Source organism: Ideonella sp. FW305-24, assembly GCF_058788035.1.
This window is the reverse complement of sequence record NZ_JBYTAI010000016.1, coordinates 108,736-130,967: the sequence shown is the minus strand read 5'-3', so window position 1 is coordinate 130,967 and position 22,232 is coordinate 108,736. Positions and strand designations below refer to the sequence as shown.

Genomic DNA, 22,232 nt, shown 5'->3' with positions numbered 1-22,232 from the left:
GGATCTCATCCGTGAACCAGCAAATCCTCTCGCAGGACGAAGTCGACGCGCTGCTGCAGGGCATCACCGGCGAGAGCCAGAAGCTCGAGCAGGAAGAAGCGCCCACTGGCGGCATTCGCAACTACGACCTGGCCAGCCAGGAACGCATCGTCCGTGGTCGCATGCCGACCATGGAGATCATCAACGAACGCTTTGCGCGCAACATCCGCGTGGGGCTGTTCAACATGATCCGCAAGAGCCCGGAAGTCTCGATCGGCGGCATCAAGGTGCAGAAGTACAGCGCCTTCCTGCGCGAGATCGTGGTGCCCACCAACTTCAACATCGTGCAGGTCCGCCCGCTGCGCGGCTCGGGCCTGATCGTCTGCGACCCCAGCATCGTGTTCGCGGTGATCGACGCGCTGTTCGGCGGCGTGGGCAAGTTCCACACCCGCATCGAAGGCCGCGACTTTTCGGCCACCGAGCAGCGTGTGATCGAACGCCTGGTCGGCTGCATCACCGAGGAATACAAGCGCGCCTGGCGCGGCATCTATCCGCTGGAGCTGGACTACCAGCGCTCGGAAATGCAGCCGCAGTTCGCCAACGTGGCCACACCCAGCGAAATCGTCGTCTGCACCTCGTTTTCGCTGGAGCTTGGCGAAACCTCCGGCTCGGTGCACTTCTGCATTCCGTACTCCACGCTGGAGCCCATTCGCGACGTGCTGTATTCGTCGATGCAGGGCGACTCGGTGGAGCCGGACCACCGCTGGGTCAACCTGCTGAAGGAACAGATCCAGTCGGCCAACGTAGACCTGGTGGCCGAGCTGGGTACCGCGCCGGCCACCGTCGAACAACTGCTGTCGCTCAAGCCTGGCGACTTCATCGAGCTCGATCTCGAGCCGCTGATCCAGGCCAAGATCGATGGCGTCCCGGTGTTCGACTGCCACTACGGCACCTCCGATGGCCACTACGCCATCAAGATCGATCGCATGTTGACCAGCCCGAACTTCGGCTGGTTGGGAGATACGAATGTCAGCTGATCAAGCACCCGACGACGCCCAGGACGACATGGCCGATGCCTGGGCTGCGGCCCTGGCCGAGTCCAAGGGATCCTCCGGTGGCGAGGTGGCCGAGCAGGTCGCGGCCGAACAGGTCGCACCCGCCTCGTTCGCCAACTTCTCGCCGACCGCCGCCACCTCCGGCGCCGGCAACGACATCAACATGATCCTGGACATCCCCGTCCAGCTCACGGTTGAACTTGGCCGCACCCGCATCCCGATCAAGAACATCCTGCAGCTGGCGCAGGGCTCGGTGGTCGAGCTCGAAGCGCTGGCCGGCGAACCGATGGACGTGCTGGTCAACGGCTTCCTGATCGCCCAGGGCGAGGTGGTGGTCGTCAACGACAAGTTCGGCATTCGCCTGACCGACATCGTCACGCCCAGCGAGCGCATGCGCCGCCTGAGCCGCCTCTGAATTTCACCCACCCAGTCGCTGTCCCCAAGGAACGCCGGAATGACTTCTTCGCTGATGCCGCTGATCGCCTTTGGTGCGGTCGTGGCCATGATCCCGCTGGCTTTGTGGCTGATGCGCCGTTCCGGCATCGGCGGCGCCGGCACGCCCGGGCTGTTGCGCAACGTTGGCAGCCTGTCGCTGTCGCCGTCTCAGCGCGTGGTGGTGGTCGAGCTGATGCAGGGCGCGAATGCCCGCTGGCTGGTCGTGGGCGTGAGCCCGGACCGCATCACCACGCTGACCACGCTGGACGCGCCGGACGAAGTGCCGGCCGAGATCCTGAACCCGCAAGCCCACTCGGTGAGCCAGCTCATCAGCCGCTGGCGCCGCAATACCGGCAGCCCGGACGGGAACCAGCCATGACCCGCCGCACCCTGCAACGCTGCGCGATGACCGCAGCGCTGGCGGCGCTCGCCCTGTCGCTGCCGGGGGCCGCAATGGCCCAGGCCGCACCGACCGCACCCGGCCTGCCGCTGCTGGTCGGCCAGAGCGCCGGTGGCACCAGCTACTCGGTGCCCATCCAGACGCTGCTGTTCTTCACAGCGCTGTCCTTCCTGCCCGCGGTGCTGCTGCTGATGACGGGCTTCACCCGCATCGTCATCGTGCTGTCGCTGGTACGCCAGGCCATGGGCACGCAGTCGGCGCCGCCCAACCAGGTGGTGGTCGGCCTGTCGCTGTTCCTGACCTTCTTCGTGATGTCGCCCACCATCGACAAGGTCTACGAGCAGGCCTGGGCACCGTACCAGGCCAACCAGATCGACTTCACCGAAGCCTTGAAGCGCGGCGAATCGCCGATGCGCGAGTTCATGCTCAAGCAGACCCGCCAGTCGGACGTGGAGCTGTTCGCCAAGCTGGCCAAGCTGGACGCCGGCATCAAGGGCGAGGACGTGCCGCTGAAAGTCCTGCTGCCCGCCTTCGTGACCAGTGAGCTGAAAACCGCCTTCCAGATCGGCTTTCTCATCTTCATCCCGTTCCTGATCATCGACATGATCGTGGCCAGCGTGCTGATGTCGCTGGGGATGATGATGTTGTCGCCGGTGCTGGTCTCGCTGCCCTTCAAGCTGATGCTGTTCGTGCTGGCCGATGGCTGGAACCTGTTGCTGGGCTCGCTCGCCGCCAGCTTCGCCCAATAAGGAAAGTCCGCACCATGGAACCGTCCCAGGTCTTCACGATCGGCCAGCAAGGCCTCTACATGCTGCTCACCGTGTCGGCACCGATGCTGCTGGTGGTGCTGGTGGTCGGCGTGCTGGTCAGCATCTTCCAGGCGGCCACGCAGATCAACGAAGCCACGCTGAGCTTCGTGCCCAAGCTGGTCGCCGCGGTCGCGGTGATGGCGATTGCCGGCCCCTGGATGATGACCCAGCTGGTCGATTACATCCGCGCGATGTTGTTGTCGATTCCTTCCGCAGCGGGTGGCTAGATGTCCGCCCCCAGTCGCTTCGCGCCAGCCCCCCGAGGGGGCGCCCAGCCGCCTTGGGGCGGCCCGGCGCCGGCTGGGCAAGCCTTGTTCATGGTCGTCACCGTCGGATGATCTCCTTCAACGAAGCCCAGGTCATGGCCTGGCTCACGCCGGTGCTGTGGCCGTTCCTGCGGGTGCTGGCACTGTTCCAGGTCCTGCCGGTGTTCGGGCAGCGCACGGTGCCGGCGCGGGTGCGCGTGGCGCTGGCCTTCATGGTGGCGGTGTGTGCTTCGGGCGTGGGCCCTCCCGTGCCCGTGGTGGCACTGGATTCGGCCCTGGCGGTGATGCTGGTGATCCAGCAGCTGGTGATCGGCGTGACGCTGGGTTTTGCGGTGCGCATCGTGTTCGCCGCAGTCGAGTTCGCCGGTGAGCTGGCGGGGCTGCAGATGGGCATGAACTTCGCCGGCTTCTTCGACCCGGTGATGGCCAGCCAGTCCACTGCCGCGAGCCGCTTCTTTGCCACACTGGTGGCCTTCATGTTCATCGTCATCAACGGCCACCTGACGGTGATCGAGACCGTGGTCGAGAGCCTGCAGGCCTTCCCGGTCAGCGACCAGCCGTTTGCCTTCCTGCGCACGGTGGCGCCGCAGCAATGGGGCGCGCAGGTCTTCAGCATGGGCCTGTGGGTGGCCATGCCGATGATCGCGGTGCTGATGTTCGTGAACCTGGTGCTGGGCGTGATTTCGCGCGTGGCGCCGCAGTCCAACATCTTCGCACTCGGGTTTCCCATCACCATGGGCGTGGGACTTGTGTCGATGATGGCGATGCTGCCGATGATGCAGACACCTTTTGTCGCCGCGCTTGAGCGAATGCTCGCGGTTTTTGGCCACTGAGCGCCACGCACCCCACACAAGGCACAGGATTTCGCCATGGCTGCCTTGCTCGCTGACTGCACCGCGCTGATCATTGACCCCAACCCGACCTCGCGCAGCGTGCTCTCGGCCCAGTTGCGAGACGCCGGCATGGTGACGGTGATGCAGAGTGGCCGTGTCATTGACGCGCGCCGCCAGCTGGAAACCCGCGAGTTCGACGTGGTGCTGTGCGAGATGGACTTCCACGGCAACGCGCCCAGCGCGGGCGCCCGCACCCAGACCGGCCAGGAACTGCTGGACGAGTTGCGCGCGGCCAACCTGCTGCCCTGGGCCACGGTGTTCATCATGGTCACCGGCGAGCGCAGCTATGCCAAGGTGGCCGAGGCGGCCGAATCGGCGCTGGACAGCTACCTGCTCAAGCCCTTCACGACCCAGGCCCTGCACGACCGCATGATGCAGGCGCGCCAGCGCAAGAAGGTCTTGAAGGACATCTACGTGGCGATCGAGGATGGCCAGTTCGAGACTGCCGCGCGCCTGTGCACCGAACGCTTCCGCCACCGCGACACCTACTGGCTTTACGCCGCGCGCCTGGGCGCCGAGTTGCTGCTTCGGCTGGAAATGCACACCGCGGCGCGCGAGCTGCTGGACGCCGTTGTCGCCCACCAGGCGCTGCCTTGGGCCCGGCTTGGCATCGCCCGCGCCCAGCTCGGTGCGCAGCAGACCACGCCCGCGCTGCGCTCGCTCGAAAGCCTGATCGCAGATGAGCCATCCTTTGCCGACGCCTACGACGTGATGGGCCGCACCCAGGTGGCGCAGGGCCACCTGCAGGAAGCGATGGTGACCTACCAGAAGGCCTGCGACCTGACCCCCGGCTCGCTGCGCCGCCAGCAGAAGCTGGGCATGCTGGCTTTTTATGCCGGTGACCAGGCGGCAGCCGCCAAGGCACTGGACAAGGCCCAGATCCTCGGCCAGGGCTCCAAGCTGTTCGACTTCCAGAGCGTGGTGCTGCTGGCCATCGTGCGCTTTCGCCAGCGCGACAGCAAAGGCCTGGGCCGCTGCTCGGTGGACCTGGCCAGGGCGCTAGAAAAGGCACCTCAAAGCAAGCGGCTGCAGCGCATGAGCGGCATCGTCGGCGCGTTTGACCTGATGCTGAGGCACCAGGTCGGCCAGGTGGTTGAGACGCTGAAGCGGCTGGCGAGCGAGGTGCGCGCCAAGGATTTCGACATGGAAGCCGCCTGCAACCTGCTGACCGCGATTGCCCAGCTGACCGCCGCCGAGCTGAACCTGCCCGATGCCGAAACCTGGGTCCAGGCCATTGGCCAGCGCTTCACCGGCACCAAGGGCGTCAGCGAGCTGATGGCCGGCGCGGCCAGTGCCCATGCGCCGTATGGCGAGCTGATCAAGCAGTGCCATGCGCAGGTCGCTGAGTCGGTCGAGCGCTCGATGATGCATTGCGTGTCCGGCAGGCCCGACGCTGCGCTGGACGCGCTGCTGGGCCATGCCCGCAGCACCTTGAACCAGAAGTTCGTCGACACCGCGCGCGGTGTGCTCAAGCGCTATGCCGACAAGCTGGAAGATGCGCCGCGCCACCTCGCGGCGCTGGAAGAACTGGCGCGCCTGCTGGGCGCCAGGCCTGCGCCCATGGCCAGCGTCGGCATGGAAGATGCCGATGCCGGCGGCCTGCGCATCCGCGCCGGGGCCGCTGCCCCGGCCGCCGAACCCAAGCTGGCTGCCTGACTGACTGAAGCCAGGCCGCCGTTCAGGGCGCCAGGACCGGCGCGCCGCTGCGGCTCAGCGTGGGCGTGCCTGCGCTCAGGTGGTTGCTGCCACTGGTAACCTGCCAGGTCGTCGACAGGCTTTCCACCGTGCTGGGTGCCGTGATGGTGTCCACGTTCCAGAACTCGCAGACCACGCGGCTCGCATCGATGTCCAGCAGCATGTAGCCGCGGCGGTTCAGGTCGATGTGCTTGAAGTGCGGGTTCTGCGACTTCAGGTAGCCGGCGATCTGGTTGCTCGGATCGTCAATGCCCGGCGAGGTCACCGAGGTGCCGACGAATTCGACCGCTGCCGAGCCGGCGCCGGTGCTGGCGTTGTAGCCGCCGTTGCTCACGTCGCTGTTGTTCGGGTCCTGGCTCAGGTCGGCCGCCCAGGCGCTGTGGATGTCGCCGGTCAGCACCACCACGTTGCCCACCGCGGCGTGTTGCGTCGTGCCCTTGAGCACCTTGTAGATGCGGTCGCGCTGGGGCTGGTAGCCGTCCCACTGGTCCGGGTTCAGGAAGGCGCCGCCGCCGGCGGAGTTCGGTGCGCCCTGCGCCTTCAGCTGGGCGAACATCACGCCCTGGCCCAGCAGGCGCCAACTGGTGGTGGACTTGCGCAGGCCCTTGGTCAGCCACTGTTCTTCGGTGTCGCCCAGCAGCGTGCGGCTCGGGTCGAGGAAGTCGCCGGTCTGCGTGAAGCCCAGGCCCAGCGGAGTGGGCACGGTGGCGGGCAGTTGTTCGCTGCGGGCGTTGACCCGCTCTTCCAGCATGTACAGGTCGACCAGGTTGCCGAAGCGCACATTGCGGTTGTTGCGGCGCGGATTGTCCTTGTCGACCATGCGCACCGGCATCCACTCGTAGTAGGCCTGCAGCGCGGCGGCCACGCGGTCGGACCAGCTGCCTTCGCCGGCGTTCTGGTTCTCGGCGCCGTCCTTCCAAGCGTTGTTCGCGGTTTCGTGGTCGTCCCAGATGGCGATCATCGGGTGCTGGCGGTGCATGGCCTGCGCATCCACGTCGGTCTTGTGCTGGGCGTGGCGCATGCGGTAGTCGGCCAGGCTCAGGATCTCGGTCGAGGGCTGCAGCTTGCGCAGGTTGCCGTACTGGCCGTCGCCGTATTCGTAGAGGTAATCGCCCAGGTGCAGCACCGCGTCCAGGTCGGCACGCTCGGCAATGCGGCCGTAGGCATTGAAGTAGCCGTAGGCGTAGTTCGAGCAGCTCACCACCGCCAGGCGCAGCTGGTCCACGTTGCCGGCGGGCAGCGTGCGGGTGCGGCCGATGGGCGAAAGCTTGTCCAGGTGGCTGAACTGGTAGTAGTAGGTGGTGCCGGGCTGCAGGCCGGTCACGTCGACCTTGACGGTGAAGTCACGGCTTGGCGTGGTCATCACCTGGCCAGTGGTGACCACGTCGCTCAAGGCCGGGTCGCGGGCGACCACGTAGCTGGCGTAGACCTTGTCCTTGGGCTGCGTGGGCGTCACGCGGGTCCAGAGGATGACGCGGTCGGTCAGTGGGTCGCCGCTGGCCACGCCGTGCTGGAAGGCGCCTTTGTAGCTGCCGGCCTGGGCGTCCAGCGACAGCGCGGGCAGGGCCGCGATGGCCACGGCAGCGGAACTGGAGCGCTTGAAAAAGTCGCGGCGGCTGGTGCCTTGCGGCGCGGGCTTGACGGAGCTGGGGCGTCCCATGATGACTTCCTTGAGGTGGCCGGCGACGGCCGGCTCGAACTGAGCGCCTCACGGTAGTGGGAGGTTTTGACAGCGTGTTGACACGGCCCGCCGTGCGGATCACCGTGGTTTTTCGGCCTGTTTTCCAGCTCAGGTCCTGGCGCCGCCCGGGGCACCATCTCGGTCAACCATGGCTGATTCCGCCCAAGACCGCAACTTACCGGCTTCTTCCAAGAAGAAGAGCAAGGCCCGCGAAGAAGGCCAGGTCCCCCGATCGCGGGACCTGGGTCATTTCACCGCGCTGGCCGCAGGCGGCGCCGGGCTGGCCGCGATCGCCGTGCCGCTGTCGGGCTGGCTGCAGCAGATGCTGGCGAGCGCGCTGCGCTTTGACCGCAGCACCGTGGCAGATCCCGGCCAGATGAGCGCGCAGCTTGCCGCCATGATGATGAAGGCCTTGCTGGTCATCGTGCCCATGGGCCTGGTGATGGCGGGTGTCGGCATCCTCACGGCGGTGCTGTCCGGCGGCTGGAACATGAGCTTCAAGGTGCTGGAGCCCAGCTTCGGCAAGCTCAACCCCATTTCAGGGCTGGGCCGCATGTTTGCCAAGCAGCACCTGATCGACGTCGGCAAGATGCTGGTGATGGCCTTGCTGCTCGGCAGCGTGGGCTATTTCTACCTCAAGGCCCAGTTCATGGGCATGGTCAGCCTGATGGCCGTGCCGCTGCCCAGCGCCGTGGCCCAGCTGGCCAGCACGATTGCCGGCGGCTTCGGATTGCTGCTGCTGGTGCTGGGCGTGTGGGCCCTGATCGACGTGCCCTTGCAGCACCACCTGTGGCTGGAGAAGCTCAAGATGAGCCGCGAGGAAGTCAAGCAGGAACACAAGGACGCGGAAGGCAACGTCGAGATCAAGGCCAAGATCCGGGCGCGCATGCGCGAGATGGTCAAGAAACGCATGTTGGCCGCTGTGCCAACGGCCGACCTGATCGTCATGAACCCGACCCACTACGCCGTCGCGCTGAAGTACGACGAATCCCAGATGGGCGCGCCCCGCGTGGTCGCCAAGGGCGCAGACCTGCTGGCCCTGAAGATCCGCGACATCGCCCGCGAATCCAAGGTCCCGGTGCTGCAGGCCCCGCCGCTGGCGCGGGCGCTGTACGCCCACTGCGAGCTGGACCACGAGGTGCCCGCCGCGCTGTTCGCCGCCGTCGCCCAGGTGCTGGCCTGGGTCTACCAGCTGCGCGGCAAGCCCGGCTACATCGCCCCGCCGGAAGTGCACGTGCCGCCGGAGCTCGATCCGCACAATGCGCCGCCGAAGGGCGGGGTGCCGGACGAGGAGTGAGCGGAAGCATGCTGAGCGGACCGCTTCAAATCGCGAACTGAAGCACTTGCCAGTTGGGCAACTTCGCGCCAATCTCCGGCGCATGCCCCAAGACATCATTTCCTTGCACACGGCCAAGGCGAAGCTGTCGCAACTGGTCAAACGCGCAGCCTCTGGCGAGGTCGTCTACATCGGCGCGGAGGGTCGTGCCGAGGTAAAGCTTGTCGCCGCGGGTGCATGTGAGCGCGCGGCTCGACGCATCGGGATTCTGAAAGGCAAGCTCCAAGTACCCGACGATCTGGATGCCGTCATACCCGACGATCTCCTGCGCGAATTTGAAGGAGATGTCTGAGGCCGTTTGCCTACGTCATGTGCTCAATGTCCGCCGGCATGCTCACCCAGCTGTGCATGCGCTCTTCGTAGACCGAGAACGTCGGCTCCGGAAACTTCGGGTCGGCGAACGCACCGACCGGAATGATGACGAAGCCCTCCATGCCTTCGACGGTGTAGGCCACCGTGGCGCCGCACTCCGGGCAGAACCTGAACGTCGCCCGTGAGCCCTCGTCGCCCACCCGCACGTACTCCTTGCTCGCACCCGTCACCGTGACGGCACTGGCGTCAAAACGCGCCTGCGCCGCGAAGACACTGCCGGTGCGCCGCTGGCAGGCCAGGCAATGGCAAACCGAAACGCCGATGGGGTCTGACGTGACTTGCGCTTGGAGTTGGCCACAACTGCAGGCGGCGGTTCTGTGAGTCATGGTCTTGGCATGTGTGATCGGGGCGAGCTTCCCAACTCATCGTTAGAGCGTCGCGAGGCGAATCATCTGAAACAGCAAGAGCATCGGTAGCACAGTTGTCGAAGCCAACAGCGCCAAACCATGACTCACCGAGCGGTAGGCCTCGTGCTCGCGGCGCAAGCGCATGGCAACCGGCACGAATATGAAGGCCATGAACGGGGCTGCCAGCGAAAGGAACGCCGCAGTCAATTCGCTGAGTTGAACCAGCATGGAGTTCTCGTCGCCAGAAGCCAGGGCGCCGGCTTTCGCTGCTGCGAGCATCGCCGCCAGTCCAAACGGTGGCAGCCAAAGGGGGAGGAACGGATAGCGCGGGGAGGTTGGCATGTAGTGTTGATCAATGACTGCTGGCCGCATGAGTCGCGTGTCGGCGTTCGCATCCATGGCCTTGCTCAAGCCTCCGGCTTGTGGCAAACCGCTTCGATGTTGTGCCCGTCCGGGTCAATGACGAACGCCGCGTAGTAATTTGCGTGGTATTTCGGGCGCAGGCCAGGCGGGCCGTTGTCCTTGCCGCCGGCTTCCAGCGCCGCCCGGTAGAAGGCGTCCACCTGCTGGCGACTCTCCGCCACGAACGCAAGGTGAAGATGCGCCGGCCTCTCGTCGGTCTGGAACAGGCACAGCGAAACCTCGCCGTCCGGGTGGCAAAGCTCGATGCCGTAGGCAGGCTCAGCCTCTGAACCCGCTACCACGCCCAATGGTGCGAGTGCCTTGAGGTAGAACAGCTTGCTCGCCGCGTAGTCGCTGGCGCCGAATTTGACGTGGTCGAACATGGGCCTCCGGAAGTGTGGCGCTGGGAATTCTCCGGTCGATTCTTGCACCACGCCACTCCGGCCGGCCACATGGCCGGGCAGGCCGCATTGGCAAGCTGGCCTGGATGATGGCGCGGCCACTCGGTCCACGCCGAGTCCGAGGTTCAGGCGGGGCTGAACGTGTCCAGCTGGGCGCGCATCGCCGCGAGCTCGGCCGCGTGGTGGTCGCGCGCGGTGACCGCGCCCACCAGTTCCATCTCTGCCGCCAGCCGCGCATCCGACTCGGCCGCGGTGTTCGCCACCTGACGTTCCAACTGCGCCCGCAGGTCGGCCAGCTGGGCGTCCTTGCCCTGGATCGCCAGTTGGTCCTTGGCCTTGCCGACCAGCGCGTCGGCCGCGATGTCGCGCGCCTGGCGCAGCTCCACGGTCAGCCGCGCAATGCGGGCCTCGCGCTCGGCCAGCGTGGCCCGGGTCCGGGCCAGCTCGGCCTCGGCCTCGCCGCTCAATGCCAGCAGGAAGGCCAAGTCACTTTCGGTCTTGGCTTGCGCGTCACGTTGGCCGGCGGCGGCCTGGTCCATCAGCTGCTGTGCCCAGTCGCCCAGCGCGGTGATCAGTGCCGCTGGCGGCGCCACGTTGATCGGCTCAGCCGGCTCTGCCTGTGCCGCGCGCCAGGCGCTCAGGTGCTGGTGCAGCACCTGCGTCGGGCCGGCTTCCTTTTGCTTGCCGGCCAAGGCTTCGCGCAGTGCGCGCAGGTCCACCGGCAATCCATCGTCCGCCAGCCCCTGAGCGGCTGCGGCGACGTCGTCGTATGCGAGAGGCGAAGGGTGGGGAGCTTTGTCCAGTGATTGCTGATCAGCCATGTCGTCCAGTTCCAGTCGGGGGCGCGCGGCTGCAAGAACGTAGAAACGCCCACCAACCCGCTCGCCAGCACCCGACACGCTATCTGGTTCGGCCGTGCGGCACTCATCAGAAAGCCGTGGCTATCAGGCCCAACTCTTGGTTTTTGCCGCCTGCAGCGGCTTCAAAACCGGGAAAGGAAAACAAGGCAGGCGCAGCGCACAAATAAATGGGGTCAGAGTCAATTTATCTGGATCCAGCCGCGCCTTGCTCGCCTACTACCGCAAGATAAATTGACTCTGACCCCATTTATTTTTGAACCGTGGCCGTGCTGCCACCCTGAATTATTCCGTCATACAGCAGAAGCCAAAGACTTCACAAAAACCAGAATTCGAGTTTCGACCGCCGCCCCGTGGAACGGCTTCGCCTCGCCGGTAGGCTCGAACCCAAATTTCAACCAGAAGCGGCGGGCGCGCTCGTTCGTTTCAATGATGCCCAATTTCATTTGCCGGTAGCCCCAGGGAGCGACCAACTTCTCGATTTCCTTGAATGCGAGCGAGCCAAGCCCGCGCCCTTCGTGGGCCTCGGACAAAAGCAGCAGCCCGATGAAAACAGATTCCGCGTCCGGGTAGGCGCGTATCAGATCAACGCATCCCACCAGCCGCTCGTGCTCGTAGACGCCGAACACAAGCTTGTCTTCGTATGTCTTCCCCTTCGGGCACATCGTGAACACTTTCCCGGCGGCGTCATTTGCCGCCGGTAGTCCGGTGGACAAGATCGAGAACCGGGGGGAGTCTTCGAAAATCGGCTGCAAAGCCTCAATCTCTTCGGGCGTGCCGGTCAGTTGGCGAAGCGTGATCATCCTCTCACGCCTGCTCTGACTGCGCAGGGTACAGATGCGTGCAGAACTTCCACTCGCTCAACGGTTGGTCGTCAATGTATACCGTTGGTTTGGCGAGGAATGCTTCAAAGCAATGCGAAATTCCCAGTTCTTCGGCGGTGTCTTTGCAGTATTGGGCGCCCCCCGAACTCCAGAGGTACAAGATCGCACCCTCCTGCTTCAATCTCCGCACCTCGTCAATGACAGCCGGCATGGGGATGCGTTTCGCGCCAACTGAGCGAACCATTGTGTCGTCAATGTCAACGTAGACGATTTTGTTCATGTGCCAGGATTCCGAATTGCAACTTGCATTGCCAAATTTCTGTCAAGTTGAATTATGGAATGACCGCACTTGTAATCAGCGTCGATGGTCGTAGTGCAAGACTTGACCCCAGCGTCCATGCGAGAACCAAGTGTGCAGTGACCTCAACGGCTGGGAATGCAGGCTTTGGATGGAAAAATGCGGGGACGGCCGCAGAAATCTGCTCGTCCCTATTGACGGAGGCGGCTAATGGGTGACCCCGCGATTCGTGCGGCGTCTTTTGCGTTAGACCTCACGGCTCTTCAATGGCTCAGCGCCTGTCGCGCTACTTTCAAACATGGATGCGCTCAACCCAAATGAACTGGGAATCAGAAGGGTTCGTCGAAGTTGGTACGCTTCATGATGCTTAACTCTCAAGAGTCGAAGGTCCTCTGACGGCGAGGATTCACTGCCATCTATAACATAATAGCACGATATGGCTCTAACATCGCCCAAGGCGATAAGGCTTCGAAGATAAGGGGCGCGCATATTCGCATCTATTCGCAGAGCCGGATTGAAAGCGAGAGAAATGATCGCAAGTATCGAAAGAGTGAACTCTGGTGAGGGTAAAAAATCGGGCTTCTCGATCTGAAGTCTACTTAAATATGCGTCTAAGAATGGTCCGGAGACTCGTTCGCCGATGTACATGCCCAGGAAGAGTTCCGCAATATAACTGCCTGCCGTCGAGGAGAGTGCCGTTGCAATCGCAAACTCAGCGCCGAGCATGTCTATTTTCTCTACCCTCCAGAGGGTTCGTGACCTTACCAAGTACTCGGCCGTCAGATACTCCTGCAGTGATTTGTGAGCGAAGGAGTAGCGGCGATAGCCGCACTCGATGAAGAGGCCTGTATGCGATTCAAGCTCTCGGATTACATTTGTGCACTCCTCCTTGGGAAGACCGAAGCCATTGCAGATGGCTAGATATGCGGACTCAAGAATGGGCTCATCGAACTCGATCACTTCGGAATCAACTGTCAATGAGTAGGACAAGCTGCATAGGAACTCAAACTTCCTGTCTGTGTCAAATTTTCCGTACTGACTCTGTCTGACAACTGATCGCTGCTCGTCCCACTCGGATAGATATAGCCAGATTATCTTCTTGTAGACGGATTTGGGTTTTTCTGGAATTCCTCCCGTTCGCTCGTAAATGGCGCAAAGGTGAGCCAGCGTGAGTGGTTTGATGGATACATCAGCAAATGGACTGCTCCAGACGGCATCGAGAAAGGCTTGTAGGTCGTCCTCTTTTCGCAACCACCTTCGAGCAAGAGTCGCTACTTGATCAGGTGTAAGTGGGGCAATTTCGAACGGCTGGCACTCTGGAATTGTGTAGTTGAACTCTCCGGCGCGGCATGTGACAAGAACCTTACTCTTTCGCAAATTTGCGCAAAGTGCGCGAATCTCCTTCAGTGCCGCCGATTTGGCCGTCCGTGTTGGAATTTCATCAAACCCATCTAGAACAAGCAAGACCTCCATTTCGTTCAGAATCGCGCAGAAGACATCTTCTGCAACGCCAGAGGCCGAGTCGGGATCGAGTTTTATGAAGGCATTTGTCAACTCTAGATCGTAGATTAAGTAGTTTTTCAGATACTTTCGAATCGGGAATTCCGTTTCGGCGTAGTCGATTGCTCTGAATCTAACTAGCAATGGAAAACGGTATCGAGAATCCGACGAATTTTCGAAGAAGGACGAGCAGATTTTTTGCATGGAGGTCGTCTTGCCCGCTCCCGGTTGACCTAGGACGACACAGTGTTTGGTTGTTTCCGAGATTGCCTTGCGTAATGGTGTCAGCTTGCGTCGCTCTCTATGGCTTTGGTGCAAACTAACAGGAATCAGAAATGTGTCTAGATCAATGTAGATGTCGTTTAGAGCGCGCTCGTGCGACATATCTCGAAATCGAATGCGGCTGCTCCAGCTAGATATCTCGTCAATATGTAGCTTGAGGCGGGCTAGGCTATCGTCGCCACGTAGCGTAAAGGTTCCGCTAACGATTTCACCTGAAGTCAGGTTCGCATCTGCAATGTGCGCGGCGGCGAGAAGTGGCCGCTTGCGCGCGGACCTACGCTCCTGTTTGCGTCTCTGTCTCCACGCGTTGATCTTCTTGAGACGCCCGTCTAAGAAATCCTTGCACCAAGGGGCGACGAGCCCCAGCGTTTTCTCAACTACTTCTTCAAGCATACGGCGGCAGTGATGGTTGACTTCAGGGGGCGACGAGCGACGCGGTGGTTTGTGAGGTCTAACGCGTTGTATCCGGCTCCACACTGCCGTATATAAAATCGCACGCCTGCGTAACAGCCGGTATCCATCTAGCAGGCTGCTGAAATACCGTTTGGCTACCTTTGTTGAAGGCCATTGGGAGGGTGCCTCACCCCTTCCCTGGTTCGAAAAAAATCGCCTGTGGCCCGTTTTGTGAGGTCGGACTTTTTGAGACATGACTCGTGAAACAGTATTTCAGCAGCCTGCTAGGCGCAAGTCCTTGATCCATCTGAATTCCCCTCCCCATTCGTTGGCTCCCACCACCACAAAAATCCGCCGCTAAAACCGGCACCTGTTACAGATTCTGCTGGCAAGCCGTTGACTTGCCAAGCGTCGGATGACGGATGCGGCCAGTGGTGGCACCGCGCGGAAGACAGGCGCTTTCCCCCCTCTTATCCGGCTCAAGTCCGCGGCCCTCCCGCGGCACCATGGCGGGGCACCTGATTGCTGCCCAAGCCACGCCCACATGAACGCTCTCACCCTTCAGCTGAAGAACCTCTTCGGCGAGAACACGGCCATGATCAAGGCGCTGATGGCGCCGTTGTTCATCGTCATGGTGTTGTCGATGATGGTGCTGCCGTTGCCGCCGTTTGCGCTGGACGTGCTGTTCACCTTCAACATCGCGATGTCGCTGATGGTCATGCTGGTAGCGGCCAACATGATCAAGCCGCTGGACTTTGCGGCGTTCCCAACCGTGCTGCTGGTCACGACGCTGCTGCGGCTGTCGCTGAACGTGGCCTCCACCCGCGTGGTGCTGGTGCAGGGCCACACGGGGACAGGCGCTGCCGGCAAGGTGATCGAGGCGTTTGGGCACTTCCTGATCGGCGGCAACTTCGCGGTCGGCCTGATCGTGTTCGCCATCCTGGTGGTGATCAACTTCGTGGTCGTGACCAAGGGCGCGGAGCGCATCGCCGAAGTCGGCGCGCGTTTCACCCTGGACGCGATGCCCGGCAAGCAGATGGCGATTGACGCTGACCTGAATGCGGGCCTGATCGACGAGAAGGAAGCCAAGAAGCGGCGCTCGGAAGTGAGCGAAGAAGCGGACTTCTTCGGCTCCATGGACGGTGCCCTGAAGTTCGTGCGCGGCGATGCGATGGCCGGCATGCTGATCCTGGTGATCAACATCGTGGGCGGCTTCATCATTGGCATGGCCCAGCACGGCCTGTCGGTCTCCGAAGCGGCAAGCTCGTACATCCTGCTGGCGGTGGGTGACGCGCTGGTGGCGCAGATTCCTGGCCTGCTGATCTCGGTCGCCGCGGCCATGGTGGTGTCGCGTGTCGGTTCCGGTGAAGACACCGGCAGCCAGATCCGCAACCAGATGTTCACCTCGCCGCGCTCGCTGGGGCTGACGGCGGCCATCATCGGCGCGCTGGGCCTGATCCCCGGCATGCCCAACATCGTCTTCCTGGCGATGGCCAGCCTGATCGGCTACTACGCCTGGTGGCTGACCAAGCGCCAGAAGGAAGAGGCCACCGAGGCGACCCGGCCGGTGGTGGACAACGCGCCGGCCTCGAACGCCGAGGCCACCTGGGACGACCTGCAGCCGGTGGACACCCTTGGCCTGGAAGTCGGCTACCGGCTGATCGCGCTGGTCGACAAGGCGCGCCAGGGCGACCTGCTGGGCCGCATCAAGGGCGTGCGCAAGAAGTTCGCCCAGGAAGTGGGTTTCCTGCCGCCCTCGGTGCACATCCGCGACAACCTGGACCTCAAGCCCAGCATGTACCGCGTCACGCTGCGCGGCGCCACCATCGGCGAGGGCGAGGCCTATCCGGGCATGTACCTGGCGATCAACCCCGGCGGCAACGCGCCGCAGCTGCCCGGCACCAAGACCGTGGACCCGGCATTCGGTTTGCCCGCAGTGTGGATAGAGGAGCGCCAGAAGGAGCAGGCCCAAATGGCTGGATTTACGGTTGTTGATTGCTCGACCGTGGTGGCCACCCATCTTTCACACTTGATGCAAATGAATGCGGCCAAGTTGCTGGGCAGAACCGAAGCCCAGGCCCTGGTCGAACATGTCACCAAGCTCGCTCCCAAACTCATCGAAGACGTGGTCCCCAAGATGGTCGGCATCGCTACCCTGCAAAAAGTCCTCCAGCTGCTGCTGGAAGAGGGCGTGCACATCCGCGATTTCCGCTCCATCGTCGAATGCCTGGCCGAACACGCCAGCATGGTGACCGACCCGGCCGAACTGGCCCGCCGCATCCGCATTCACCTGGCCCCGGCCATCGTGCAGCAGATCTACGGCCCGGCCAAGGAGCTCGACGTGATCGCGCTGGAACCCGAACTCGAACGCCTGGTGACCCAGGCCCTGAACTCGCCGCACGGCGCTGCGCTGGACCCGGGCGTGGCCGACACGCTGACCCGCCAGGCGGCGGAGAGCGCGAAGAAGCAGGAGAACCTGGGCCACCCGGCCTGCCTGCTGGTGCCCGACGCACTGCGCGCACCGCTGGCGCGCCTGCTCAAGCGGGCGGCACCGCGCCTGAAGGTGCTGGCCCACAGCGAGATTCCGGAAACGCATTCGATCCGCATCGGCTCGATCATCGGAGGTGCCGCATGACCTCCTTCTTCCGAGCTCAAGGTAGTTGGCGCGCCGCCCCCTCGGTGGCTTCGCAGGAGCAAGCAGCATGAACGTCAAGAGATTCACCGCGCGCACGTCGCGCGAGGCCTTCGCCCTGGTGCGCCAGGCCTTTGGCGAAGACGCGGTTGTGCTGTCCACCAAACCCTGCGCCGAAGGCATGGAAGTGCTGGCCATGGCGCCGGACTCGGTCGAGCAGCTGGAGCGTGTCTCCAGCCAGGCCGCCGCGCCGGCTGCTGGCCGCCCGGCCGCCCGTGAATCGCTGGCTGCGCGCGCCGAGCGCCTGCAGGCCGAGCGTGCCGCGCCCGGCCGCCGCCTGGCCGACCGCCTGCCGCCGCCGGCTGCCGAACCTTCGCCGATGGAACACGACCTGAGCGCTGGCGTGAACGACGACGTCGAACAGCTGGCGATGAGCACGCTGTCCTTCCAGGACTATGTGCGCGACCGCATGCTGCGCCGCCGCCAGGCCGCGATCGACAGCAGCGCCGAGCCGCAACACGAACCGCAGGCACCCGCGCCGCAACCGCAGGCCATGGCCCGCGCCCAGGCACCCATCCAGCAGCCGCAGCGCGCCCCGGCGCCCACCGCAGCCATGCTGGCCCAGGCCCCCACGCTGTCGGCCCGCATGTCGGTGCCGGTACCCACGGCACCGGTGCGCCGCGGCCCGGTGCGCCGCCAGCCCGATCACCTGGGCATGGACATTCCCACGCTGGGCGAGCCGGTCGGCCAGCAACGCGACCAGATCGACATGGTTAACGAGCTGCGCTCGATGAAGGGCCTGATCGAAGAACGCTTCGGCACGCTGGCCTTCATGGAAAAGCTGCAGCGCGAGCCGCGCCAGGCCGTGCTGTCGCAAAAGCTGATGGACTGCGGCTTCACGCCCGGCCTGACGCGCAAGCTGGTCGAGTCCCTGCCTGCCGGCACCAGCGACGAACTGACCTGGGCCACCACCGTGCTGGAGCGCAACCTGCTGACCGGTGAGCAAGAGCCGGCCCTGGAAGAGCAGGGCGGCGTGTTCGCGATGATCGGCTCCACCGGCGTGGGCAAGACCACCACCACCGCCAAGCTGGCCGCCGCCTTTGCCACCGCGCACGGCGCCAACCACCTCGGCCTGATCACGCTGGACGCTTACCGTGTTGGCGCCCACGAGCAGCTGCGCGCCTATGGCCGCATCCTCGGCGTGCCCGTCCACACCGCCCATGACCGCGCTTCGCTGGAAGACCTGCTGGACCTGCTGTCGGGCAAGAAGATGGTCCTGATCGACACCGCCGGCATGGCCCAGCGCGATGCGCGCTGCCGCGAACTGCTGGAGATGCTGCAGCACCGTTCCATCCAGCGCTTGCTGGTGGTGGACGCTTCGTCGCAAGGCGAAACCATTGACGACGTGATGACCGCCTGGCGCGCCGCGCAATGCAAGGGCGTGATCCTCTCCAAGCTCGACGAAGCCGTGAAGCTGGCCCCCGCGCTGGACGCCGTGATCCGCCACCGCATGAAGGTGCTGGGCGTGGCCAACGGCCAGCGCGTGCCGGAAGACTGGCACCGCCTGTCGGCCAACGCGCTGATGCACCGCGCGATGCGTGGCGGCGGCAGCGCGGCCTACCGAATCGATGCCAACGACGTGCAGCTGGTCTTCTCGGCCCTGCACCGCCCGGCCGCCGCGCCCGGTGCCGCGCCGATGCAGCGCCTGTAACCCCAGTGAATGCCAGTAGCCGTATGAACGCCTTCACCTCCAACGCTTCCACCACCGCCGACCAGGCCGATGGCCTGCGCCGCCTCTTTTCCGGCCAGCAGGTGCAGATCGTGCCGGTCGTCGCCAACCCGCATGTCGACATGGCCGCCGTGATGCTGGAGCGCCTCAGCCTGGCCTTTGCCGAGCTGGGTGCCCATGCCCTGGTGCTGGACGCCGCAGACAGCTCGCCGCTGCCCAACGAGCTGGTCGACATGGACCTGCCGTCCTGCATTGAACGCCTGGGCGACAGCGTTTCCTACCTGGCCGCCCGCGGCCTGCCGCGCCGCCATGTCAACAGCCGCGGCTCCAGCGAAGCCTGGCTGGCGGCGGTGGAACAGGCCGCGCCGTTTGCCCACGTCATCATCGTGCACGCCGAGGCGCGCGACCTGTGCCGCCTGCTGGGTGCGCGCGAGGTCTGCCCCATCCTGATGGCGGGGCTCGAATCGGTCAGCCTCACCGAGGCCTATGCCGCGATGAAGCTGCTCTCGCAGCGCCTGGGGCTGATGGCTTTTGACCTGCTGGTCGGCATGGCCTCGCGGCCGCGCCGCGCCGAGCGCGTGGCCGACCGCCTGTCCAGCTGCGCCGACAACTTCCTGGCCGCCGCAATGCGCAACTGGGCTGCGGTCGACCGTGACGTTTCCCTGAACAAGCCCGCCTCGCCCGAGTTGTCCCAGCTGGCGGAAGACCAGTTGACCGGTCTGGCCGCGCCTTCCTCCTTCGCCCCCAGCCCGGCACTTGCCGGCCAGGGCGCCTCACTTTCCCTGGATTGATAGACGGAGACTGCATTCATGTACACCGCCACCGGCCGTCTCGACGCCAATGCGTTGCTCAAGCAGTACAGCCCTCTGGTGCGCCGCCTCGCGCACCAGATGATTGCCAAGCTGCCTGCCAACGTCGAGATCGACGACCTGATACAGGTCGGCATGATCGGACTGAACGATGCGCTGGGCCGCTTCGACGTGGGCCAGGGCGTGCAGTTCGAGACCTTCGCCACCCAGCGCATCCGCGGCGCCATGCTCGACGAGTTGCGCGGCACCGACTGGATGAGCCGCGGCAACCGCCGCCAGCAGCGCGAGATCGAAGCCGCCGTGCATCGACTCGAACAGCAGCTGGGCCGCCCACCGCAGGAAAGCGAAATCGCCAAGGAAATGGGCGTCTCGCTGGACGCCTACCAGGACACGCTGACCAAGGTGCGCGGCACCCAGCTGGTCTACCTGGAAGACATGTCGGGCGACGAAGGCGGCGACGAGTACCTGGACCGCCACGTGGCCGACGCGGAAGCCAACCCGCTGGCCATGCTGCAGGACCACCGCATGCGCGAGGCCCTGGTCGAAGCCATCAAGAACCTGCCCGAGCGCGAACAGTACGTGATGAGCATGTACTACGAGCACGACATGAACCTGAAGGAAATCGCCGCCGTGCTCGGCGTCACCGAATCCCGCGTCTGCCAGCTGCACAGCCAATCCATCGCCCGCCTGCGGGTCAAGCTGCGCGCCTGGTAAGCCCCCGTTTTTTCGGCCGTGCCTTGCGCACGGCCAGCCCCGTCGAAAGAGCCGTTGTTGGGAACCAGTGGCACAACCACCAGGCAGTCCTCGGCACTCTGATGTTGGCAGTCTCAACCCACCCGGGTTGATCGCATTGTTTTCGTGTTGACTCCTCCTCCGACTTGCGAAAAGTCGTTAGAGCCCCGCGCTGATGTCCGGCCCGGGGCTTTCTTTTTGGGCGGCCCGTGCCGCGTGCCTACCGCGACAGCCAGCGCGACAGCAGGCGGGTGTAGCGCGGCATGATCAGGTAGGTCATCAGGAGCACGGTGGCGGTGGAGACGGCCAGGTTGCCGGCCAGGCGGCCCCAAGGTGTGGGCCAGCCGTGGACCAGGGGGCCGATCAGCAGGCCGAGCGCGGTGGTCAGCGGATAGATCACCGACAGCGTGGCCAGCGCCTGCTTCGCGCGGCGTGGCGCCGGCATGGCGGCGCGCGGCTCGAACCAGAATTCCAGTCCGGTGACGGTCTTCACTTCCTCCGGGCCGGTCAGCATGGGCTCGGCTTCTCGGAGCAGCGCCTGGCGCGCCTCGGAGCGAAACCAGTCGTCGGCATGGGCGATGGTGTCGAACTGGATGGTGATCGTGTAGAGCGTCTCGCCTGGCGACGGCGGAATGACGTGGGCGCCTCTGTGGCCGGGAAAGCGGGCGGCAACCAGGATGATGCGGTGCAGCCAGGCCTCATAGTCGCCGCGCCGGGCGGGGTCCACACGCTGGCGGATCACCGCGGTGATCATTTCGGCCTGAGGCAGTTCGCTGGCCACGACCTGAAGCAGGTCTGCAGAGCGCAGTTCCGGGCGTCTTTCATCGGTGGCATGTGCCGGGGGAATGCGAGCGGTGTCCATGCCGCACTGTGGGCGCAAAAGGCCCGGCCAGGCTTCGGCCAAATGGCCGATGCAGCCCTCCCCACTGCGGTGGATTTGCGCAAGAAGTGGCCAGCGCCCGCCTCAGGCTCTCAGCGGTCGTCTTCCCGAGCGGCAGCCTGGCCGGCAGCGAACCCGCGCGGAGAGACGCCGAAGCGCTGCTTGAACAGCCGGGAGAAGTGCGAGGCGTCGTTGAAGCCCCAGCGCAAGGCCACCGCCAGGACGCCCGGATGGCCGGGTCTGCGCAGGTCGCTGGCGCTGCGCTGCAGGCGCAGCTCCCGGATCAGGCTGCTGACGGACAGCGGCGCCTCCTCGAACAGGCCGTAGAGCGTGCGGCGGGAAACCCGGAAGCGCGCGGCAAGCTGGTCCGGCCCGAGCTGTGGCTCCATCAGGTGGTCGGCAATGTAGGTCTCGACCGCCTGGCGAAAGGCTGCGCGCACCGGCAGCCGGTCCTGTTCCTGGGCCTCCAGCGTCGCGCCCAGCGCGGTGGTGATGATGCCGTTGAGCGCGGCGCTGAGCCCGTCCTGCGCGCTGATGCTGGTGGCGGCGCCCACCTGTTCCAGCGACCGGGCGAAGCGGGCTGCGACCAGGCCCAGCCCGGTCTGTCCGCTGACGCAGCGTGCAGTCGCCTGGTGCGGTGCCGCGAGCCGGGACACAAGCTGGTTCCTGGGGATGCGGAACGACAGCACGCGCCAGTCCTCACGGAAGTCGAGGAAATACGGCCGCGTGCTGTCCACGATCGAGAAGTCGCCAGGCGATACCAGCGTTTCCTGGCCATCCTGGCGAACCACGCACGAGCCTTCCAACTGGAAGTTCGCGAAGCAGAACTCGACCGGATTGCGGCGGATCTCGTCCCAGCGGCGCTGGACGAACTGGCTGCGTGAGAACACGCGGGTCTGCATGCTCAGCGAGAGCGGGCTGGAACTGGCCTCGCCGGTGAAATCGGGCCCTGGGTCGCTTTGCTTGAGGACGGGATTGAGCGAAACAAAGGCCTGGCAGAGGACCTCGCGCCAGTAGCTGAATCGCTCGTGCTGCGCACAGGCTTCGGTGGTCCAGACCCGCTGCATTGCTGGCTACTCCGCGGGCACACGCGCGGCCCATGTCAGGCGCGGGCGCCGCTCGGCGGTGGCGCGGCATGGCATGCCGTTCAAGCGCGTCATGTGGGTGCTCGCTTTGCACAGATCGTCAACTGGCCTTGCACGAAAAGACAACTCATGGCGTGACG

22 protein-coding genes and 1 pseudogene are annotated in these 22,232 nt (G+C 64.5%); 13 read left to right on the top strand and 10 right to left on the bottom strand.

Annotated elements, in window-relative coordinates; genetic code table 11:
* Positions 1 to 11 precede the first annotated feature (11 nt).
* From fliM to AC3WR5_RS29360, 7 genes are all read left to right on the top strand, one after another.
* Positions 12 to 1,016 carry a flagellar motor switch protein FliM gene (gene fliM, locus AC3WR5_RS29390; protein WP_141288611.1) on the top strand — a complete coding sequence of 335 codons (1,005 nt, stop codon included), beginning with the start codon at positions 12 to 14 and terminating at the stop codon, positions 1,014 to 1,016.
* Positions 1,006 to 1,449 carry a flagellar motor switch protein FliN gene (gene fliN, locus AC3WR5_RS29385; protein WP_141288610.1) on the top strand — a complete coding sequence of 148 codons (444 nt, stop codon included), beginning with the start codon at positions 1,006 to 1,008 and terminating at the stop codon, positions 1,447 to 1,449. The genes fliM and fliN overlap by 11 nt, the downstream gene beginning before the upstream one ends.
* 39 nt (positions 1,450 to 1,488) lie before the next feature.
* Positions 1,489 to 1,848, top strand: coding sequence for a FliO/MopB family protein (locus AC3WR5_RS29380; protein WP_141288609.1), 360 nt, complete (start codon positions 1,489 to 1,491; stop codon positions 1,846 to 1,848).
* Entirely contained in the window at positions 1,845 to 2,618 is a 774-nt protein-coding gene (gene fliP / locus AC3WR5_RS29375) for a flagellar type III secretion system pore protein FliP (protein WP_141288608.1), read from the top strand. Before AC3WR5_RS29380 ends, fliP begins: the two co-directional genes overlap by 4 nt.
* 14 nt (positions 2,619 to 2,632) lie before the next feature.
* Complete coding sequence (gene fliQ, locus AC3WR5_RS29370; RefSeq protein WP_492489095.1) at positions 2,633 to 2,905, top strand: flagellar biosynthesis protein FliQ; 273 nt, start codon at positions 2,633 to 2,635, stop codon at positions 2,903 to 2,905.
* A 107-nt stretch (positions 2,906 to 3,012) separates the two neighbouring features.
* Positions 3,013 to 3,777, top strand: coding sequence for a flagellar biosynthetic protein FliR (fliR, locus tag AC3WR5_RS29365; RefSeq protein WP_492489093.1), 765 nt, complete (start codon positions 3,013 to 3,015; stop codon positions 3,775 to 3,777).
* A 36-nt stretch (positions 3,778 to 3,813) separates the two neighbouring features.
* Complete coding sequence (locus AC3WR5_RS29360) at positions 3,814 to 5,493, top strand: response regulator (RefSeq protein WP_492489092.1); 1,680 nt, start codon at positions 3,814 to 3,816, stop codon at positions 5,491 to 5,493.
* Positions 5,494 to 5,515: 22 nt separating this feature from the next.
* Here AC3WR5_RS29360 and AC3WR5_RS29355 read toward each other — a convergent pair whose 3' ends face one another.
* Positions 5,516 to 7,192 (bottom strand): alkaline phosphatase D family protein, encoded by a 1,677-nt coding sequence (locus AC3WR5_RS29355; protein WP_492489090.1) that lies wholly within the window; start codon positions 7,190 to 7,192, stop codon positions 5,516 to 5,518.
* A 169-nt stretch (positions 7,193 to 7,361) separates the two neighbouring features.
* On the opposite strand from AC3WR5_RS29355, the gene flhB reads away from it, so the two are divergent.
* Together flhB and AC3WR5_RS29345 are read left to right on the top strand one after the other, a co-directional pair.
* Entirely contained in the window at positions 7,362 to 8,510 is a 1,149-nt protein-coding gene (gene flhB, locus AC3WR5_RS29350; protein ID WP_492489088.1) for a flagellar biosynthesis protein FlhB, read from the top strand.
* Positions 8,511 to 8,592: 82 nt separating this feature from the next.
* On the top strand, positions 8,593 to 8,841 hold the full coding sequence (locus AC3WR5_RS29345) for a type II toxin-antitoxin system Phd/YefM family antitoxin (protein ID WP_492489087.1): 249 nt from the start codon (positions 8,593 to 8,595) through the stop codon (positions 8,839 to 8,841).
* Positions 8,842 to 8,851: 10 nt separating this feature from the next.
* Here the strand turns inward: AC3WR5_RS29345 and AC3WR5_RS29340 are convergent, their stop codons facing one another.
* From AC3WR5_RS29340 to AC3WR5_RS29310, 7 genes and pseudogenes are all read right to left on the bottom strand, one after another.
* On the bottom strand, positions 8,852 to 9,247 hold the full coding sequence (locus AC3WR5_RS29340; RefSeq protein WP_492489085.1) for a GFA family protein: 396 nt from the start codon (positions 9,245 to 9,247) through the stop codon (positions 8,852 to 8,854).
* Positions 9,248 to 9,289: 42 nt separating this feature from the next.
* Positions 9,290 to 9,667 (bottom strand): hypothetical protein, encoded by a 378-nt coding sequence (locus tag AC3WR5_RS29335; protein WP_492489084.1) that lies wholly within the window; start codon positions 9,665 to 9,667, stop codon positions 9,290 to 9,292.
* Between the two features lie 8 nt (positions 9,668 to 9,675).
* Complete coding sequence (locus AC3WR5_RS29330; RefSeq protein ID WP_492489082.1) at positions 9,676 to 10,053, bottom strand: VOC family protein; 378 nt, start codon at positions 10,051 to 10,053, stop codon at positions 9,676 to 9,678.
* Positions 10,054 to 10,196: 143 nt separating this feature from the next.
* On the bottom strand, positions 10,197 to 10,892 hold the full coding sequence (locus AC3WR5_RS29325) for a coiled-coil domain-containing protein (protein ID WP_231011860.1): 696 nt from the start codon (positions 10,890 to 10,892) through the stop codon (positions 10,197 to 10,199).
* 329 nt (positions 10,893 to 11,221) lie between these two features.
* The gene (locus AC3WR5_RS29320) at positions 11,222 to 11,731 is read right to left on the bottom strand and encodes a GNAT family N-acetyltransferase (protein ID WP_492489080.1); all 510 of its coding nucleotides are present in this window, start codon (positions 11,729 to 11,731) and stop codon (positions 11,222 to 11,224) included.
* A gap of 4 nt (positions 11,732 to 11,735) precedes the next feature.
* Positions 11,736 to 12,035, bottom strand: a pseudogene (locus AC3WR5_RS29315) (DUF705 domain-containing protein); the annotation flags it as partial.
* Positions 12,036 to 12,296: 261 nt separating this feature from the next.
* Positions 12,297 to 14,225, bottom strand: a complete 1,929-nt coding sequence (locus AC3WR5_RS29310; RefSeq protein WP_492489078.1) for an NACHT domain-containing protein — start codon at positions 14,223 to 14,225, stop codon at positions 12,297 to 12,299.
* A 595-nt stretch (positions 14,226 to 14,820) separates the two neighbouring features.
* On the opposite strand from AC3WR5_RS29310, the gene flhA reads away from it, so the two are divergent.
* From flhA to AC3WR5_RS29290, 4 genes are all read left to right on the top strand, one after another.
* Positions 14,821 to 16,860 (top strand): flagellar biosynthesis protein FlhA, encoded by a 2,040-nt coding sequence (flhA, locus tag AC3WR5_RS29305; protein ID WP_492489118.1) that lies wholly within the window; start codon positions 14,821 to 14,823, stop codon positions 16,858 to 16,860.
* Positions 16,861 to 16,927: 67 nt separating this feature from the next.
* A complete protein-coding gene (flhF, locus tag AC3WR5_RS29300; protein ID WP_492489077.1) occupies positions 16,928 to 18,568 on the top strand; it encodes a flagellar biosynthesis GTPase FlhF in 1,641 nt (546 codons plus the stop codon).
* Positions 18,569 to 18,591: 23 nt separating this feature from the next.
* Positions 18,592 to 19,377 (top strand): MinD/ParA family ATP-binding protein, encoded by a 786-nt coding sequence (locus tag AC3WR5_RS29295; protein WP_492489075.1) that lies wholly within the window; start codon positions 18,592 to 18,594, stop codon positions 19,375 to 19,377.
* An 18-nt stretch (positions 19,378 to 19,395) separates the two neighbouring features.
* Positions 19,396 to 20,109 (top strand): RNA polymerase sigma factor FliA, encoded by a 714-nt coding sequence (locus tag AC3WR5_RS29290; protein ID WP_141286913.1) that lies wholly within the window; start codon positions 19,396 to 19,398, stop codon positions 20,107 to 20,109.
* Between the two features lie 238 nt (positions 20,110 to 20,347).
* Here AC3WR5_RS29290 and AC3WR5_RS29285 read toward each other — a convergent pair whose 3' ends face one another.
* Together AC3WR5_RS29285 and AC3WR5_RS29280 are read right to left on the bottom strand one after the other, a co-directional pair.
* Positions 20,348 to 20,989, bottom strand: coding sequence for an antibiotic biosynthesis monooxygenase (locus AC3WR5_RS29285; RefSeq protein WP_492489073.1), 642 nt, complete (start codon positions 20,987 to 20,989; stop codon positions 20,348 to 20,350).
* Between the two features lie 110 nt (positions 20,990 to 21,099).
* Entirely contained in the window at positions 21,100 to 22,074 is a 975-nt protein-coding gene (locus tag AC3WR5_RS29280) for a helix-turn-helix domain-containing protein (RefSeq protein ID WP_492489071.1), read from the bottom strand.
* Positions 22,075 to 22,232: the final 158 nt, after the last annotated feature.